At 33.9% G+C, this 17,116-nt stretch carries 15 protein-coding genes and 1 pseudogene; 10 read left to right on the forward strand and 6 right to left on the reverse strand.

Going from position 1 to position 17,116, the window contains the following annotated elements; translation table 11 throughout:
* The first annotated feature begins 133 nt into the window (after positions 1 to 133).
* The 8 genes and pseudogenes from ACHRVX_RS14825 (at position 134) to ACHRVX_RS14860 (ending at position 10,447) form a co-directional block, all read left to right on the forward strand.
* Complete coding sequence (locus tag ACHRVX_RS14825; RefSeq protein ID WP_395333530.1) at positions 134 to 748, forward strand: hypothetical protein; 615 nt, start codon at positions 134 to 136, stop codon at positions 746 to 748.
* Between the two features lie 360 nt (positions 749 to 1,108).
* The gene (locus tag ACHRVX_RS14830; RefSeq protein ID WP_395333532.1) at positions 1,109 to 2,146 is read left to right on the forward strand and encodes a helix-turn-helix transcriptional regulator; all 1,038 of its coding nucleotides are present in this window, start codon (positions 1,109 to 1,111) and stop codon (positions 2,144 to 2,146) included.
* A 221-nt stretch (positions 2,147 to 2,367) separates the two neighbouring features.
* The gene (locus tag ACHRVX_RS14835; RefSeq protein ID WP_056252979.1) at positions 2,368 to 2,826 is read left to right on the forward strand and encodes a MarR family winged helix-turn-helix transcriptional regulator; all 459 of its coding nucleotides are present in this window, start codon (positions 2,368 to 2,370) and stop codon (positions 2,824 to 2,826) included.
* Between the two features lie 132 nt (positions 2,827 to 2,958).
* Positions 2,959 to 5,349 (forward strand): 3-hydroxyacyl-CoA dehydrogenase/enoyl-CoA hydratase family protein, encoded by a 2,391-nt coding sequence (locus ACHRVX_RS14840; protein ID WP_395333534.1) that lies wholly within the window; start codon positions 2,959 to 2,961, stop codon positions 5,347 to 5,349.
* 128 nt (positions 5,350 to 5,477) lie between these two features.
* The gene (locus ACHRVX_RS14845; protein WP_026984655.1) at positions 5,478 to 6,659 is read left to right on the forward strand and encodes an acetyl-CoA C-acyltransferase; all 1,182 of its coding nucleotides are present in this window, start codon (positions 5,478 to 5,480) and stop codon (positions 6,657 to 6,659) included.
* A gap of 152 nt (positions 6,660 to 6,811) precedes the next feature.
* Positions 6,812 to 7,161, forward strand: a pseudogene (locus ACHRVX_RS14850) (four helix bundle protein).
* A 47-nt stretch (positions 7,162 to 7,208) separates the two neighbouring features.
* Complete coding sequence (locus ACHRVX_RS14855) at positions 7,209 to 9,014, forward strand: acyl-CoA dehydrogenase family protein (protein WP_395333536.1); 1,806 nt, start codon at positions 7,209 to 7,211, stop codon at positions 9,012 to 9,014.
* 338 nt (positions 9,015 to 9,352) lie between these two features.
* Positions 9,353 to 10,447, forward strand: a complete 1,095-nt coding sequence (locus tag ACHRVX_RS14860) for a glycoside hydrolase family 18 protein (protein WP_395333538.1) — start codon at positions 9,353 to 9,355, stop codon at positions 10,445 to 10,447.
* A 79-nt stretch (positions 10,448 to 10,526) separates the two neighbouring features.
* On the opposite strand, the gene ACHRVX_RS14865 is transcribed toward ACHRVX_RS14860, so the two are convergent.
* Both ACHRVX_RS14865 and ACHRVX_RS14870 read right to left on the reverse strand, forming a co-directional pair.
* Entirely contained in the window at positions 10,527 to 11,012 is a 486-nt protein-coding gene (locus ACHRVX_RS14865; RefSeq protein ID WP_395333541.1) for a hypothetical protein, read from the reverse strand.
* 78 nt (positions 11,013 to 11,090) lie between these two features.
* Positions 11,091 to 11,612: a DUF4251 domain-containing protein gene (locus ACHRVX_RS14870; protein ID WP_395333544.1), complete on the reverse strand. Its 522-nt coding sequence runs from the start codon at positions 11,610 to 11,612 to the stop codon at positions 11,091 to 11,093.
* Positions 11,613 to 11,841: 229 nt separating this feature from the next.
* Between ACHRVX_RS14870 and ACHRVX_RS14875 the strand changes: the two genes are divergently transcribed.
* Together ACHRVX_RS14875 and ACHRVX_RS14880 are read left to right on the forward strand one after the other, a co-directional pair.
* Entirely contained in the window at positions 11,842 to 12,369 is a 528-nt protein-coding gene (locus ACHRVX_RS14875) for a superoxide dismutase family protein (RefSeq protein ID WP_395333546.1), read from the forward strand.
* A 105-nt stretch (positions 12,370 to 12,474) separates the two neighbouring features.
* Positions 12,475 to 13,677: an LETM1-related biofilm-associated protein gene (locus ACHRVX_RS14880; RefSeq protein ID WP_395333548.1), complete on the forward strand. Its 1,203-nt coding sequence runs from the start codon at positions 12,475 to 12,477 to the stop codon at positions 13,675 to 13,677.
* 37 nt (positions 13,678 to 13,714) lie between these two features.
* Here the strand turns inward: ACHRVX_RS14880 and can are convergent, their stop codons facing one another.
* The 4 genes from can to ACHRVX_RS14900 all read right to left on the reverse strand — a co-directional run bounded on the left by can (position 13,715) and on the right by ACHRVX_RS14900 (position 17,099).
* Positions 13,715 to 14,353, reverse strand: coding sequence for a carbonate dehydratase (gene can, locus ACHRVX_RS14885; protein WP_395333550.1), 639 nt, complete (start codon positions 14,351 to 14,353; stop codon positions 13,715 to 13,717).
* A 119-nt stretch (positions 14,354 to 14,472) separates the two neighbouring features.
* A complete protein-coding gene (locus tag ACHRVX_RS14890; RefSeq protein ID WP_395333552.1) occupies positions 14,473 to 16,122 on the reverse strand; it encodes a SulP family inorganic anion transporter in 1,650 nt (549 codons plus the stop codon).
* A gap of 80 nt (positions 16,123 to 16,202) precedes the next feature.
* Positions 16,203 to 16,487, reverse strand: a complete 285-nt coding sequence (locus tag ACHRVX_RS14895) for a hypothetical protein (RefSeq protein WP_395333554.1) — start codon at positions 16,485 to 16,487, stop codon at positions 16,203 to 16,205.
* Between the two features lie 132 nt (positions 16,488 to 16,619).
* Positions 16,620 to 17,099 carry a Dps family protein gene (locus tag ACHRVX_RS14900; protein ID WP_395333556.1) on the reverse strand — a complete coding sequence of 160 codons (480 nt, stop codon included), beginning with the start codon at positions 17,097 to 17,099 and terminating at the stop codon, positions 16,620 to 16,622.
* Between the last annotated feature and the right edge of the window lie 17 nt (positions 17,100 to 17,116).

Genomic DNA, 17,116 nt, shown 5'->3' on the forward strand with positions numbered 1-17,116 from the left:
GCTCCGCTGGAGTTTTTCTAAAATGCATAAATTGGCTATAAATATTACGCTCCGATGGAACTAAACTACTATACCGTATAAATGTCTATAAATATTAAACTCCTCCGGAGCTTTATCAGATTAAAAAAACAACATGAATTTAAAAGAAAATTATACTGAATTACTTTCGAATATTGGCTTTTCAGGAAATGACATTCAGAAAAACTGGCTGGGTTTACAAAAAGCCTATTCTCATAAATCAAGACATTATCATAATCTCACGCATATAAAGGATATGATTGAATGTTTTGAAATGTATTCTGACCAAATAAAATCGCCAAACGAAATATTATTTTCGATTTTCTATCACGACTACATTTATAAGAGTAGTAAAAAAGACAATGAACTTAAAAGTGCCGAATTTGCATTGTCAATTTTGCCTGAAAATATTCAGCTTGATAAAACATTGGTTTTTGATGCTATTTGTGCGACACAACTTCATCAATATAATTCAAATGAAGATATTAACTGGTTAATTGATTTTGATTTGAAGATTCTCGCCCGCGATTGGGAAGATTATAAAGCCTATTTTGAACAGATTCGGAAAGAATATCGCATTTATCCTGATTTTCTATATAAACCCGGACGCGCAAAAGCTTTGAAACATTTTCTGGAGAATGAATTTATTTTTCAGACTGATGAATTTAGAAAATTGTATGAAGAAAAAGCGAGGACAAATATTGAAAAGGAGATTTTATTGTTGACGTAGAATCGTTACCGTTATTAAACCCGACAGGTTTTTAAAACCTGTCGGGTTTGCTGTACGAAAAATAGAAATAGATAAAATATAACCAAAAATTTTCTTGTTACCGTAAATGCGTGAGGGATAGAGGCGATATCCTTTTGTGAAGTGGAACGGAACAAAAGATAAAGCCGAAAGCCCGGCCCGGAGGGACACGCCCAAAATATAATAAGTCAAATTAATCTCGCAAAGACGTTAAAGACGCACAGTTTTTGTTTCACACAGATTTAGCAGATAAAGCAGATTTTTTTTATCATTTTAATCTTTTAATCTGTGGCAAAAAAAACTTTGCGTCTTCGCGACTTTGCGAGCAAAAATATACACACTATGTCTCAAAATAAAAATGCCTTAATTCGGTACAAAACAATAGACAAATGTCTACAGAATAAGTATCGCCAATGGACTCTCGAAGATTTGATTGAATGCTGTTCTGAAGCTTTATTTGAATATGAAGGTCGGGAAAATTCTATTAGCAAACGAACGATTCAGATGGATATTCAGTTAATGCGAAGTGAAAAACTGGGCTATAATGCGCCAATTGTAGTTTATGATAAAAAATATTATAAATATGAAGACGACGAGTTTACGATAACCGATATTCCGTTGACGGAAACGGATATGAATGTTTTGACAGAGACAGTTTCGATGCTGAAACAGTTTAAGGATTTCTCTTTGTTTAATGATGTATCGGATATTTTACAGCGTCTGGAGGATAAAATCTATGCCGAAAAGTCGCATACCAAGCCGGTTATTTACCTGGAAAAAAATGAAGAACTGAAGGGTTTGCATTATTTAGATGAAGTTTATCAGGCGATTATCAAGAAAATTGTTCTGGTGATAAGCTATAAATCTTTTAAATCGATCGACGAAACTAAATTTCATTTTCATCCTTTTATCCTGAAGGAATTTAATAACAGATGGTTTTTGGTGGGGAAAAAAAAAGGTTCTGCTCCTATTACAAATCTAGCTTTGGATAGAATTATTGGGATTGATTATGATTTTAATATGCCTTATTTAGAGGAAGATTTTGACGCCGATTTGTTTTATAAAAATGTGATTGGTGTTACGGTGAATTCAGGTTTGGCACCACGAAAAATTGAACTTTGGATTGATGCCACCAATGCGCCATATGTTTTGACAAAACCTTTGCATCATACACAACGGCTGATTACAGAAAATGAGGATAAAAGTATTATCGTGCATTTGTTTATTTCTCCTAATTATGAAATGGAACGTATTTTACTGGGTTTTGGTGATGGAATTGAGGTTTTAAAACCTGAAAACTTACGAAATCGTATGAAAAAAATCCTTAAACAGGCAATTTCCAGATATGAACCTCAAGAAATTACTGAATTAAAATCATGATTTTTTACAAAATGTAGAATTAAATCTTAATTTAAATCCATAAAATGATTTTTACGGCATTTATTTTGTTAAAATCTCAAAAAAGAATAGTATATTTCAATTAAAATTAAACCATAAACCACTCTAAATCAGAGATATTTTTTTAATAACCTAAAATTAATCATAAAATTATATGCATGCATAGTATTTTTTGATTATATTTGAAATCGATATAGTTACATATGAAAGAGAAAACAATAGATTATATTTTGCGAGCTACGTGGCAAGCTGTATCAAGAATGTACAACGAAGAAGCTGCTAAATACGATGCTACAATGGCTACGGGATTTGCTCTTTTGAGTATTGATAAAGAAGATGGAACTCCGTCGACAGCTTTGGGCCCAAGAATGGGAATGGAAGCCACAAGCCTAACAAGAACTTTAAAATCGATGGAAGACAAAGGTTTAATTGTTCGCAAAAAAAACCCAACTGACGGTCGCGGTGTTTTAATTTACCTGACTGAATTTGGAAAAGAAAAAAGAGATTTATCAAAAAATACGGTTCTGAAATTTAATGAGACCATTAGGAAGCATGTTTCTGATGAAAAACTGAAACATTTTATCGAAGTTTCTGAAATCATAAATGAATTAATTCAGGACAAAAATATATTTAATCAAACAGAAAAATTAGAAAACGAATAACCTATACTATAGGTTTATCTCACATTCAAATAAAAAACAAAATATTAACTCTATGAAATCGCCTACATTGATTTTCACAAATAATAAAAAGGCGATAACATATTTGACCAATAGAAAATAAAATTTACAAATATGAAACGCACAATTAAAAAAGTTGCTGTAATTGGATCCGGAATTATGGGTTCAGGAATAGCTTGCCATTTTGCCAATATTGGTGTTGAAGTTTTATTACTTGACATCGTACCACGCGAGTTGACAGAAGCTGAAACTAAAAAAGGATTAACACTTGAAAGTAAAGCTGTTCGCAACCGAGTGGTAAACGAGCATTTGGCGAATTCATTAAAATCGAAACCGTCTCCTATTTACAGTCAGAAATTCGCAAGCCGAATAACGACAGGAAATACGACTGATGATATGGCAAAAATTGCCAATGTTGACTGGATTATTGAGGTTGTAGTAGAGCGTCTGGATATCAAGAAACTGGTATTCGAACAAATCGAAAAATTCCGTAAACCGGGAACTTTGGTTACTTCAAACACTTCTGGTATTCCAATTCATTTTATGAGCGAAGGTAGAAGCGAAGATTTTCAACAGCACTTCTGCGGAACTCACTTTTTTAACCCTGCGCGTTACTTAAAGTTATTTGAAATTATTCCTGGTCCAAAAACTTCAACTGAAGTACTGGATTTCTTAAACGAATACGGTTCTAAATTTTTAGGAAAAACTTCGGTTGTTGCTAAAGATACTCCGGCGTTTATTGGAAACAGAATTGGTATTTACGGTATTCAGAGTTTGTTCCACTTGGTAAAAGAAATGGGATTAACGATTGAAGAAGTGGATAAATTGACTGGTCCGGTAATTGGTCGTCCAAAATCGGCTACTTTTCGTACCGTTGACGTTGTTGGTTTGGATACTTTGGTACACGTTGCCAACGGTATTTATGAAAACTGCCCAACTGACGAACAACACGAATTGTTTAAACTTCCTGATTTCGTCAACAAAATGATGGAAAATAAATGGTTGGGAAGTAAAACTGGTCAAGGTTTTTATAAAAAAGTAGATAAAGATATTCTTTCTTTAGACCTAGATACATTAGAATACCGCGCTGCTAAAAAAGCAAGTTTTGCTACACTTGAACTAACAAAAACTATTGATAAACCAATTGATCGTTTTAAAGTTTTGGTAAAAGGAAAAGACAAAGCGGGAGAATTCTACCGCAAGAGTTTCGCCGGAATGTTTGCTTATGTATCAAACAGAATTCCTGAAATCTCAGACGAATTATATAAAATTGATGATGCGATGAAAGCCGGTTTTGGATGGGAAAATGGTCCATTTGAAATTTGGGATGCGATTGGTGTTGCAAACGGTATCGAAATCATGAAAGCAGAAGGTCTTGAACCAGCTGCATGGGTTACAGAAATGTTGGCTTCCGGAAGCGAAAGTTTCTACTCTGTAAAAGAAGGAGCAACTTATTTCTATAACATTCCAACAAAATCACAAGTAAAAGTTCCTGGACAAGATTCATTCATTATCCTGAACAACATTCGCGAAAGCAAAAAAGTTTGGAGCAATAGCGGTGCAATCATTCAGGATTTAGGTGATGGAATTTTAAACTTAGAATTCCAATCTAAAATGAATACTATTGGTGGCGACGTACTTGCTGCTATCAATAAAGCAATCGACTTATCTGAAAAAGAATATCAAGGTTTGGTTATTGGTAACCAGGCGGCGAATTTCTCTGTTGGAGCTAATATCGGAATGATTTTCATGATGGCTGTTGAGCAGGAATATGACGAATTGAACATGGCTATCAAAATGTTCCAGGACACTATGATGCGCGTTCGTTATTCTTCTATTCCAGTTGTGGTTGCGCCTCACGGAATGACTTTTGGTGGTGGATGCGAAATGAGTTTACACGCTGATAAAGTGGTTGCTGCGGCAGAAACGTATATGGGATTAGTTGAGTTTGGTGTTGGTGTACTTCCTGGTGGTGGTGGATCTAAAGAAATGGCTTTGAGAGCTTCTGACCTTTTCCGTAAAAACGATGTGGAATTGAACGTCCTTCAAGAGTATTTCTTAACTATTGCTATGGCAAAAGTTTCGACTTCTGGTTATGAAGCTTTTGATACGGGACTTCTTCAACATGGAAAAGATGTTATCGTAGTAAACAAAGATCGTCAGATTGCTGAAGCTAAAAAACATGCTTTGCTAATGGCCGAAGCGGGTTATACACAACCTATCAGAAGAACTGATGTTAAGGTTCTTGGTAAACAAGCTCTTGGAATGTTCTTAGTTGGAACTGACCAAATGGAAGCTGGAAAATACATTTCTGAACACGATAAAAAAATCGCTAACAAACTGGCTTATGTAATGGCTGGTGGTGATTTATCTGAAGCGACTTTAGTATCTGAACAATATTTATTAGATATCGAACGTGAAGCTTTCCTGAGTCTATGTACTGAGAGAAAGACTTTAGAGAGAATTCAATATATGTTAACTAAAGGAAAACCACTTCGTAATTAGAAAATAGAATGAAAGAGTGAAAAGAAGAAAGATGCAAGAAACAAGACTTCAGAACAGAGTTTTGTCTTTTCTCTTACATCTTGTTTCTTGCCTCTTGCTTCTTCCTAGAATCTTAAAAAACAAAACAAATGAAAACAGCATATATAGTAAAAGCTTACCGTACTGCGGTAGGAAAAGCACCAAAAGGGGTTTTTAGATTTAAAAGACCTGATGAATTAGCAGCAGAAACGATTCAGTTTATGATGGATGAACTGCCTGATTTTGACAAAAAACGTATTGATGACGTTATGGTAGGAAATGCCATGCCGGAAGCAGAACAAGGACTTAACGTTGGACGTTTGATCTCTCTTATGGGATTAAAAGTAGAAGATGTTCCTGGTGTTACGGTTAACCGCTATTGCGCATCCGGATTAGAAACTATTGGGATGGCAACTGCCAAAATCCAATCAGGAATGGCAGATTGTATCATTGCTGGTGGAGCCGAAAGTATGAGTTTTATTCCGATGGGAGGTTACAAACCAACTCCGGATTATAAAGTTGCAGCTGCAGGTCACGAAGATTACTACTGGGGAATGGGTTTAACTGCTGAAGCGGTGGCTAACCAATACAAAATCTCCAGAGAAGATCAGGATGAGTTTGCTTACAACTCTCATATGAAAGCTTTGAAAGCTCAGGCTGAAGGTAAATTCGACAAACAAATCGTTCCAATTACTGTTGAACAGACTTTCATTAATGAAAATGGAAAAAAAGAAACGAAATCATATGTTGTAAAACAAGACGAAGGTCCACGTGCCGGAACTTCTGTTGCCGCTTTAGCAGGCTTAAGACCGGTTTTTGCTGCTGATGGAAGTGTAACTGCCGGAAACTCTTCTCAAATGAGTGACGGTGCTGCTTTTGTTTTGATTATGAGCGAGGATATGGTAAAAGAATTAAATCTTGAGCCAATTGCAAGATTAGTAAACTTTGCTTCTTCTGGTGTTGAGCCAAGAATCATGGGTATTGGTCCTGTAAAAGCAATTCCGAAAGCGTTGAAACAAGCTGGTTTAGAATTGAAAGATATTGACTTGGTAGAATTAAACGAGGCTTTTGCTTCTCAGTCTTTGGCTGTAATTCGCGAACTAGGTTTAAATCCTGATATCGTAAACGTAAACGGTGGAGCAATTGCTTTAGGTCACCCTCTGGGATGTACCGGTGCGAAACTCTCTGTTCAGTTATTCGACGAAATGAAACGCAGAGGTAGTAAATACGGAATTGTTTCTATGTGTGTGGGAACTGGACAAGGAAGTGCGGGGATTTACGAAGTATTGTAGAATGTTTTTAAGAGGAAAGAAGTTAGAGCAAAGAGAATAGAGCAAAGAGTCAAGACTAATATATTTTTTTGAGAAGTAAGAAGAGTGACAAATGCTTTAAAAGTAATAAAAAACTTACTTTTTAGTTCGTGTTTATTATCTTCGCTCAAAACATGAGACATAATTTTAAGAATTTGAAAATTTGGATTTTAGCTATGAATATTACAAATGACATTTATAAACTAACATTAACTTTTCCAAAATTCGAGATCTACAGCTTGACTAGTCAAATGACAGATGCTCCGTTTCGATGCCATCAAATATTGCAGAAGGTTCAAACAGAGGAAATAAACATTTTCAACATTATCTGAATATCAGTTTAGGATCTTCATTTGAATTGCAAACACAATTATTGATAGCATGTCAGAACGACTATTTATCAAAAGAAAAAACAGAAGAAATAGAAAACAAAATAATTGAATTTCAAAGGATGACCACAGGCTTCATAAGCAAGTTAGATTAAAATCTTGCTTCTTGATTCTTTCATCTTTTACCTAAAAAAAATAAAAAATGGCAGATACAATCGAAAAAAACGTAACCCGTGGTGGTCAGTTTTTAGTTAAAGAAACAAAATGCGAAGATATCTTTACACCAGAAGATTTTTCGGAAGAGCAATTAATGATGCGTGACTCTGTGAAAGAGTTTGTAGACAAAGAAATTTGGCCTAACAAAAATCGTTTTGAGAAAAAAGATTACGCATTTACTGAGGAAAGCATGCGTAAAGCTGGTGAACTGGGACTTTTAGGAGTTGCGGTTCCTGAAGAATACGGCGGATTAGGAATGGGATTTGTATCTACAATGTTAGTTTGCGATTACATTTCTGGTGCTACAGGATCTTTCTCTACTGCTTTTGGTGCTCACACAGGAATTGGAACTATGCCAATTACTCTTTACGGTACTGAAGAACAAAAGAAAAAATACGTTCCTAAATTAGCTACAGGTGAATGGTTTGGAGCTTATTGTTTGACTGAGCCAGGCGCAGGATCTGATGCTAATTCAGGAAAAACTAAAGCTGTTTTATCTGAAGATGGAACTCATTATAAAATTACTGGTCAAAAAATGTGGATTTCGAATGCAGGTTTCTGCAGCGTTTTCATCGTTTTTGCCCGTATTGGTGATGATAAAAATATTACTGGTTTCATTGTAGAAAATACTGCTGATAACGGAATTTCTATGAATGAAGAAGAGCATAAATTAGGAATCCGTGCTTCTTCTACACGTCAGGTTTTCTTCAACGATACAAAAGTACCTGTTGAAAACATGTTGTCTGAAAGAGGAAACGGTTTCAAGATTGCAATGAATGCTTTGAACGTGGGTCGTATTAAACTGGCGGCTGCATGTCTTGATGCTCAAAGAAGAGTAACTTCCGGAGCTGTAAAATATGCTAACGAAAGAATCCAATTTAACACGCCAATTTCAAGCTTTGGAGCAATCCGTTCTAAATTAGCTGAAATGGCTACTAATGCTTATGCAGGTGAAAGTGCTTCGTACAGAGCTGCAAAAGATATCGAAGATAGAATTATCGCTCGTGAAGCTGAAGGAACCAGTCATCAGGAAGCTGAATTGAAAGGTGTTGAAGAATATGCTATCGAATGTTCAATCCTTAAAGTAGCTGTTTCTGAAGATGTTCAAAACTGTGCTGATGAAGGAATTCAGGTTTTTGGCGGAATGGGATTTTCTGAAGATACTCCAATGGAAAGTGCGTGGAGAGATGCTCGTATCGCCAGAATTTATGAAGGAACCAACGAAATTAACAGAATGCTTTCTGTAGGTATGCTGATCAAAAAGGCTATGAAAGGTCATATTGATTTATTAGGACCCGCTATGAAAGTTTCTGAGGAATTAATGGGAATCCCCTCTTTTGACACGCCTGATTTCTCTGAATTATTTGCAGAAGAAAAAGGAATCGTTGCTAACCTTAAAAAAGTTTTCTTAATGGTTGCAGGAAGTGCAGTTCAAAAATATGGTCCGGATTTAGATGCTCACCAACAGTTATTAATGGCGGCTTCTGATATCTTAATCGAAATTTATATGGCTGAAAGTACCATCCTTAGAACTGAAAAATTAGCCAAAAACAAAGGTGAAGATAAAGTTCAGGAGCAAATTGCTATGGCAAAATTATACTTGTACAAAGCTGTGGATATTGTAACACAAAAAGGAAAAGAAGGAATTGTTTCGTTTGCTGAAGGTGACGAACAACGTATGATGTTAATGGGATTACGTCGTTTTACAAAATACACAAACATGCCAAATGTTGTGGCTTTAAGAGAAACGATTACCAATAAATTAGTGGCAGAAAACGAATACTGCTTCTAATATAAAAATAGTTTTTAGCTTTTAATTTTGTTTAAACCCGCACTCCTCCGAAACAGTGCGGGTTTATTTTTTGTTTTTTTTCCTATTTTTTTTTACCATATAAGTTATATAAGTTCATTTAAATATACTTTGCCGATATTACTTACTAATTTTAATTCTTATATTTCTATAGCGCATTCTAAAGATGCAGCTTATATTTTTCTTACATCACTTATATGGTTTAAAAATGCCATTTCACAAATCTTTATTAAAATTACATTTCTGTTACATCATTGGTGATGAATTTTCTAATGTAATGTTTTATATTTAGCATTCTAAAAAACGCTAAAAAACATACAATGAAACAAATTAACCTGATTGCCTTGCTTTTACTGTGCAGCTTTACGTCAACAATCTTTGCACAAAAAAGTAAAAAACTGGACATTATTGCTTATTACACAGGCGATGACAAAGTAATTAACGAATACGAAGTAAAAAAACTGGATCAGATTATATTTAGTTTCTGTCATTTAAAAGACGGAAAATTAAGCGTTGATTCTGCTAAAGATTCTATTACAATTAAACATTTGGTTTCTCTAAAAGCTTCAAATCCGCAACTAAAAATTGTACTATCGCTTGGTGGCTGGGGAGGTTGCGAGCCTTGTTCTGCTGCTTTTTCTACTGCCGAAGGAAGATTAACTTTTGCTAAATCCGTAAAAGAAGTCAGCAACTATTTTAAAGTTGATGGTTTAGATTTAGACTGGGAATATCCTGCAATTGAGGGACTGCCAGGACATTTATTTCAAGCTGCTGACAAACCTAATTTTACTGAACTAATTAAAATTTTACGTTCGACTTTAGGTAAAAAATACGAATTGAGTTTTGCTGCCGGAGGATTTCAGAAATATCTGGATGAATCTATTGACTGGAAAACTGTCGCTCCATTAGTAAACCGAATCAACATTATGAGTTATGATTTAGTAAACGGATATTCTAAAGTTACGGGACATCACACACCATTATACAGTACAAACGCTAAGGAAGAATCTACAGATAAAGCGGTTACCTATTTATTGAAACAAGGAGTTCCTGCCGAAAAGTTGATTATTGGCGGCGCATTTTATTCCAGAACATGGAGAAATGTAGAAAATATAAACAATGGTCTTTACCAGGCCGGAGAACATATTGAGGGTGTAAATTTCAAAAATTTTGCTACAACTTATACGGAAGCAAATGGCTGGAAATATTTTTGGGATGAAAAAGCAAAAGCGCCTTATTGGTACAATGAAAAAACTAAAACCTTTGCGACATCAGACGATCTTAGATCTATCAAAGCTAAAACAGAATATGTGAAAGCTAAAAAATTAGGCGGAATCATGTTTTGGGAACTTACATTAGACAGTCCGCGTGACGGAATGGTAAATGCTATTTATGAAGCTAAAACGGCTAAATAAATAAGTTTTACAACAAATAAAAAAACGGCAGTTATAAAATTTATAACTGCCGTTTTTTCTATTTTATTACTTTAGAAAGCTACTGAATTTTCGATTTATCTAATTCTCCAATAAAAGGAATCGATTCTAAAATTTCTGCTCTGATTATCGTTTGCAGGTATATTTCTAACTGAATAAATTTTGCAGCGTTTATTGCTCCAACTGCCTTTTTTGCTTTAGAATACGTTTTACAATATAATTTTTCATAGGCTAAGTGATTTTTCAAAGTACCTTTTGCCAGCTCATCAGCTTTTTCATCTGTAAGCGTCGCGTAATTAGATGCGTAATCATTGATTAGCTGAAATTTTGATTGACCGAGAGCTTTACGTGCTGTTTCATAATCATCGTACACTTTTGTAAAAGCAACAGATTGTGTATCAGATAAGTTCATATACTGTTTTACAAGATCACTTTTTGATTTACCGTACACACTTTGCAAAACATCGACATCTTCCTTGAACGAAGATTGAGCATAAGATGATAAGCAAGTAACAATCATAATAAGAATAAGACTAATTTTTTTCATAGTATTACATTTTTAATTTGTTTCTAAAAATCAACGGGTTATCAAATATACTGATTTTTTTTAACAAGTTAAAACGTTCTATTTTTTACTTTCAGTGCTTTTTGGAGCTTTGATTTCTCCATCGTATGAAATTGATGCTCTGTTATTACTATTAATAGAAACCGTTGCACCTCCGTCAGGAAAAATAGTAAACATCAGGTCATAAACATCATTTTTACCTTTGACTGTTGCTTTCACAATATAACTTTTCTTCTTTTTTTCGATCTTTATATTCTCAGGAACACCTTCAAATTTTATTCCGCCATCACCTCCGTAAGCAACATTAAAAGCCCTGCCGAAGAACGGTAAATCTCCAGTTGTTTTTTCAGTATCAAATTTTAAAAAATAGGTATTGTAATCTAAAATGATCATCCTGCCTCCTTGCGGAGTTACTTTTTGTGCTTCAAAATCGAATTTCCTAGCATTTATTAATGCTTCAGTTTCTTTTTGCTTTTGTGAATCTCTTTCTGCTTTTAGTTCTTTTTTAGTTTTTTCCTGTGCAAAAACGGGAGAAATTAAAAAGCTTAGCAACAGTAATAAAAGGGATAATTTAGTTTTCATAAAACATGTATTTAGAAGTTTCATCTTCCTTTCTATTTTTTAGTAAATAGATTGTGCCAATGTATCTTGAAATTTAAAACACACTAAATTACGTAATAAATTCCTGATGCCTTCTTGATGTCAGACTAAAATTACTAATGATAGTTTTAGATATATTTAACTTTTAGCGGGAATGAATGTCGGAATTTTATGTTAAATTTACTTAATGTTTAATTTAAAAGCCTTTTTTATGAAAAAAATAATCGTTTCCTTCGCTATAATTACAGCCTTAATTATTGGCTGTAAGACCAATACAAAATCAAATGATGCCAAAACGTTAACTGTTGCTTTAGAGCCAAAAAGTAATAGTACTGTTACCGGAACTGCTACTTTTACAGAGAAAAACGGAAAAGTAACTTTTGTAGCAAAAATGACCGGATTAACTCCCGGAGTTCACGCAATCCACATTCACGAGAAAGCAGATTGTACTGCTGCCGACGGAAGTTCTGCTGGCGGACACTGGAATCCAACGTTTAAAAAACATGGAAAATGGGGCGTTGCAGAATATCATAAAGGTGATATTGGGAACTTTACCGCTGACGCAAAAGGTAACGGATCTATCTCATTAACTACTGACGAATGGTGTATAGGTTGTGGAGACACAAACAAAGATATTTTAGGAAAAGGTTTAATTGTACATCAGGGAACTGATGATTTTACAACTCAGCCTACCGGAAATGCTGGCGGAAGAGCTGCTTGCGCCGGAATCATCAAATAAAAACATAAATAACCACCGGATTTCACAAAATCTGGTGGTTATTTCATTTAAAACTTATCCTAACAAGAGAAAAAGATATAGCTTTGCAGCTATAAATTAAAGTGAATGATTAACCCATCGGCATCAGGTTGGATAGACAAGTTTTTTAGTGAACAAAAGTTTTTAGAGGCTATTCCTTTTGAAACTACGGAATCGTTTTACTATAAAGTCAGAGAAACTGGTTTTATCTATGGACATATTATAGCTATTGATTCTCAAAAGCCTGTACATATAAAGGGCTGGTTTAAAACCGAAATTTCTAAAATCGCTTTATTAAATACCTTATATGGCGTTTATTGTTTAGAACAAAGAAGCTCTGAACCTGATAATTTTATTGCAGAAGTTTTAAAGTTTTATAATGAAATGAATCCTGAAGGGTTTAATTTATTCAAAATTTTACTTCCAAAAGATACGCCTTCCCACTCTTTAGAAAATATAATAGATCAACGTGTTCAGACAAATGACAGCATTATCAGTAAAAACTTTTCGCATTTAGTAACGAATGCACTTTTGTTTATTGATGTTTTGGCGTTCAGACAATATTTGGAAAAAGGTGCAATTCCTGAAAAATATTTAAAACGAATTGAAGAAACCGTTTTGGGTATTGTGGGATTGGCTTTAAAAACTAAAACTGTAAAATCACAACACGACGATTTATTAATTAAGCTTTTTGAAGCTTCTATTAGATATTCTAAATTTTCAAAAGTTACGGTTGACACTTTAGAAACCTTACAACTGAATTACTTTAATAATAAATTAGAATATTATTATTTAATAGATATGGCGGGAATGGCTTTATGGAGCGATGGTGTTGTAGAAAATGAAGAAGCTTACTTTTTATATTCGTTAGGATCAATGATGGGCGTTTCTGATGATTTTGTAACCAAAAGCATCGATACTACACACGATTTTATTACTACTCATAAAAAGAAGATTCCGTATTTTAATTATTCTAATCCGGTAAAGCATTTTTATGATCAAATGACGCACAGCGTTGTAAAACTAATTATAAGAAATAAAAACCGATTAGTCAAGGAAATTATTCAAAGTAAGGAATTAATGGTTTTATTGGCTTATTCTACAACCAGAGATTTGGATGCGAAGGAAAAAAAGAAAGTAAAAAAACAACTTTTAGATATTTGCAAAACGATTCCGTCACTGACTATATTTTTACTTCCCGGCGGAAGTTTGTTATTGCCTATTTTAATCAAGTTTATTCCCACTATGCTGCCATCGGCATTTAATGAAAATCTAGACGAAAACGAATAAAAAAAATCGCCCTTGTGAGGCGATTTTTTATTTATTATTATAGATTACTTAGTTGGTAAACATCGTCTAATTCATCATTAGAAGCAATGTTTACGTTTAAATCTGTTACAAAACCAGAATTTAATCCGTAAACCCAACCGTGAAGCATTAACTCCTGACCGTTTTTCCACGCTCCCTGAACGATAGAAGTTTTTGCTAAATTGTAAACCTGCTCTTTAGCATTGATTTCTACAAAAGCATTAAAACGTTCTGTTTCGTCTTCAATCGAATTTAAATATTTATCATGTAAACGGTATTCATCTTTAATATGACGAATCCAGTTGTCGATAATCCCTACGGATAAATTTCCCATAGCAGCTTTTACACCACCACAGCCGTAATGCCCGCAAACAATAACGTGTTTTACTTTTAAAACGTTTACTGCATAATCTAATACACTTAACATATTCATATCAGAGTGTACGACCATATTAGCAATATTACGGTGTACAAAAACCTCTCCCGGTTTAGCTCCAATAATTTCATTTGCAGGAACACGGCTGTCAGAGCATCCAATCCATAATAATGGCGGAGTTTGTCCTTTAGCTAAATCTGCAAAATAATTAGGATCTAATGCTAATGATTTTTCTACCCACTGCTTGTTGTTTTCTAGTATTTGTTTATAAAACTCTTTCATTTTTTTGTTTTTTGAATGGTACTTCTACATGTTTAAACATATTAAAATAACTTTACTGTAAAGTTATCTAATTTTCATACTTCTCACAATGAAGAAATACCTAAAATTAATTTAATTATTTAAAAATCTTCTTTTACCGTTTCTTTTTTAATCAAGGCTCTTTTTGCAACATCATAATAATGCTCTATAGTAACATGATTGTTAACCTCCGGAGAATTTTCAAGCTCATAAGCTTCTTTAAATCCTTTTAGTTTTACTTTGATATTTTCATCAATAGCGCGGGTTTCCTTAAACTCACGAATTAAGTCTAAAACATCATGGGCAATATACTCTGTATCGTGCGCATTGATAATTAATTTAGAATTTTGAGGAATTTCGCTCAATGTTAATTTGATAGCCGCTTTGTTTAAAAATGAAACTTCCTGGGCTAAATCAATATGAATCACATCTCCATCTTCGTATTCTTCTTTTTTGAAACTGTACGCTCTTTTCAGGTTTCCTCTCAATACAAAAATGATACTAATTACAATTCCTAAGGCAACACCTTTAAGTAAATCTGTAGCTACAACAAATACTAAAGTTGCTACAAACGGTATGAACTGGTATTTTCCTTTCTCCCAAAAATGTTTGAAAGTGGCCGGTTTCGCTAATTTATATCCTACCAAAATTAAAACGGTTGCTAAAGTTGCTAAGGGAATTTTATTTAAAATTGATGGAATTGACAACACGCTTATCAGTAAAAGTATACCGTGAATAATAGCAGACATTTTAGATTTTGCCCCTGCATTATTGTTTGCAGATGATCTCACTACAACAGATGTCATAGGCAAACCACCTAAAAGTGAACTTAAAATATTACCAATACCTTGTGCTCTAAGCTCGACATTAGTATTTGTATAACGTTTTTGAACATCCATCCTGTCCGCAGCTTCAATACAAAGTAATGTTTCAATAGAAGCTACAATCGCAATTGTAACAGCAACTACCCAAACTTGTGGATTGGTAACCGCACCAAAATTTGGTGTAATCAGAATAGATTTAAATTCACTGAAAGATTTTGGAACTGGCAATGAAACCAAATGTTCTTTTGCAATCGCCAATGAACTTCCTGACGAAACAAATAATTGGTTTAATACTACTCCTGCAATAACGGCGATAAGCGCACCCGGAACTAATTTTAATTTCTTTAAAAATGGAACTTTTTCCCATGAAATCAATATGACAAGTGAAGCAAGCGAAATTACTACTGCTCCTAATTGAATATGATTTAAGACATCAAATAAAAACGAAAAGGAATTACTTCCATCATTTTGAATAAAAGCCTGATCTCCTTCAAAATCAGCATCGTAACCAAAAGCGTGTGGCAATTGCTTTAAGATGATTATAATTCCAATACCCGCTAACATTCCTTCAATAACATTGGTTGGGAAATAATTGGAAATACTTCCTGCTTTTAAAAATCCTAATGCTAATTGAATTAGTCCAGCAATAAAAACAGACATTAAAAACACATCAAAGGCGCCAAAATCAGTAATGGCGGTTAAAATAATAGCTGTTAATCCAGCTGCCGGACCAGATACACTAATGTGCGATTGGCTTAAATAACCTACCACAATACCACCAATAACACCTGCAATAATACCAGAAAATAATGGCGCTCCAGAAGCCATTGCGATACCTAAACACAATGGAAGAGCCACCAAAAAGACCACTAAACCTGACGCAAAATCAGATTTGAGGTTGGCAAAAAGATTGATTTTTTTTGTCATAATACAATACTAAAAAAATTATTCATTAAAGATTTCCTGTATTTATATAAATACAGTTGAGTTCAAAATAATCGGAAGTATTATGCCAAGTTGGGAGGTGGAGCAAAAATGCTCGGAGAAATATTGTCTAGTTTTACAATATTTTCAGACACTATGGTCTTTTTTTGAATATAAACGGGCATTACAACTTCATGTTGAAGTATTACCGGATAAACGGCAGCCTTAAGTTCTTTATGAGAATGCTCCTCTTCAGAAAAACTGAAAAACATACATCTATCATTGCTTTTCTTCATCACCGTAACAAGAGTTGGGGTTGATAAGAAGGCAATAAATATGAATAATAATATGCGAGCGATTAATTTCATTGCAGCAAAAATAGTGTTAAAGAAATAAAATCAAAGCGTGAGAGCAAAAATTTTTTACAAATTTAACAAACATAAAAAAACAGAATGCCGGCGGACCAACATTCTGTATGTATAACATTTAAAAACAATTAGTTACAACTCTTCTTCTAACCAGGCATTCATCATCCAGATGGTTTTTTCCTGCTCTGCAATAAAGTCACTCATCATAGAATTTGTTCCTTCATCATTAATATCATCTGATTGTTTTAAAATTCCTCTTTCTATTTTCAGTAAATCAGATAGAGAGTGCACGATTAAATGAACCGCTTTTTCATCGTTTGAGATATTTTTTCCAACAGTTAATTTATTGTTGGCAATATAATCTTCAAAAGTATGCAACGGAGTCCCTCCTATTGTTAAAACTCTTTCTGCAATCATGTCGATTTTCAATTGAGAGTCTGTATATAATTCTTCAAATTTTACGTGTAAATCAAAAAAACGTTTACCACGAATATTCCAGTGTATCCCTCTTAAATTTTGATAATACACCTGAAAATTTGACAACAGAATATTTAATTCTTTCACTAACAATTCTGATTCTTTGACAGGCAATCCTAAAATATTTGTTTTCATCTTTCTTCTTTTTATAA

It is taken from the genome of Flavobacterium sp. FlaQc-47, assembly GCF_044006475.1.
Classification (GTDB): Bacteria; Bacteroidota; Bacteroidia; order Flavobacteriales; family Flavobacteriaceae; genus Flavobacterium.

Bases quoted from the DNA above. Each gene is read 5' to 3' on its own strand.
- ACHRVX_RS14825 (WP_395333530.1), top strand. From the start codon at position 134: ATGAATTTAAAAGAAAATTATACTGAATTACTTTCGAATATTGGCTTT.
- ACHRVX_RS14830 (WP_395333532.1), top strand. From the start codon at position 1,109: ATGTCTCAAAATAAAAATGCCTTAATTCGGTACAAAACAATAGACAAA.
- ACHRVX_RS14835 (WP_056252979.1), top strand. From the start codon at position 2,368: ATGAAAGAGAAAACAATAGATTATATTTTGCGAGCTACGTGGCAAGCT.
- ACHRVX_RS14840 (WP_395333534.1), top strand. From the start codon at position 2,959: ATGAAACGCACAATTAAAAAAGTTGCTGTAATTGGATCCGGAATTATG.
- ACHRVX_RS14845 (WP_026984655.1), top strand. From the start codon at position 5,478: ATGAAAACAGCATATATAGTAAAAGCTTACCGTACTGCGGTAGGAAAA.
- ACHRVX_RS14855 (WP_395333536.1), top strand. From the start codon at position 7,209: ATGGCAGATACAATCGAAAAAAACGTAACCCGTGGTGGTCAGTTTTTA.
- ACHRVX_RS14860 (WP_395333538.1), top strand. From the start codon at position 9,353: ATGAAACAAATTAACCTGATTGCCTTGCTTTTACTGTGCAGCTTTACG.
- ACHRVX_RS14865 (WP_395333541.1), bottom strand. From the start codon at position 11,012: ATGAAAAAAATTAGTCTTATTCTTATTATGATTGTTACTTGCTTATCA.
- ACHRVX_RS14870 (WP_395333544.1), bottom strand. From the start codon at position 11,612: ATGAAAACTAAATTATCCCTTTTATTACTGTTGCTAAGCTTTTTAATT.
- ACHRVX_RS14875 (WP_395333546.1), top strand. From the start codon at position 11,842: ATGAAAAAAATAATCGTTTCCTTCGCTATAATTACAGCCTTAATTATT.
- ACHRVX_RS14880 (WP_395333548.1), top strand. From the start codon at position 12,475: ATGATTAACCCATCGGCATCAGGTTGGATAGACAAGTTTTTTAGTGAA.
- can (WP_395333550.1), bottom strand. From the start codon at position 14,353: ATGAAAGAGTTTTATAAACAAATACTAGAAAACAACAAGCAGTGGGTA.
- ACHRVX_RS14890 (WP_395333552.1), bottom strand. From the start codon at position 16,122: ATGACAAAAAAAATCAATCTTTTTGCCAACCTCAAATCTGATTTTGCG.
- ACHRVX_RS14895 (WP_395333554.1), bottom strand. From the start codon at position 16,487: ATGAAATTAATCGCTCGCATATTATTATTCATATTTATTGCCTTCTTA.
- ACHRVX_RS14900 (WP_395333556.1), bottom strand. From the start codon at position 17,099: ATGAAAACAAATATTTTAGGATTGCCTGTCAAAGAATCAGAATTGTTA.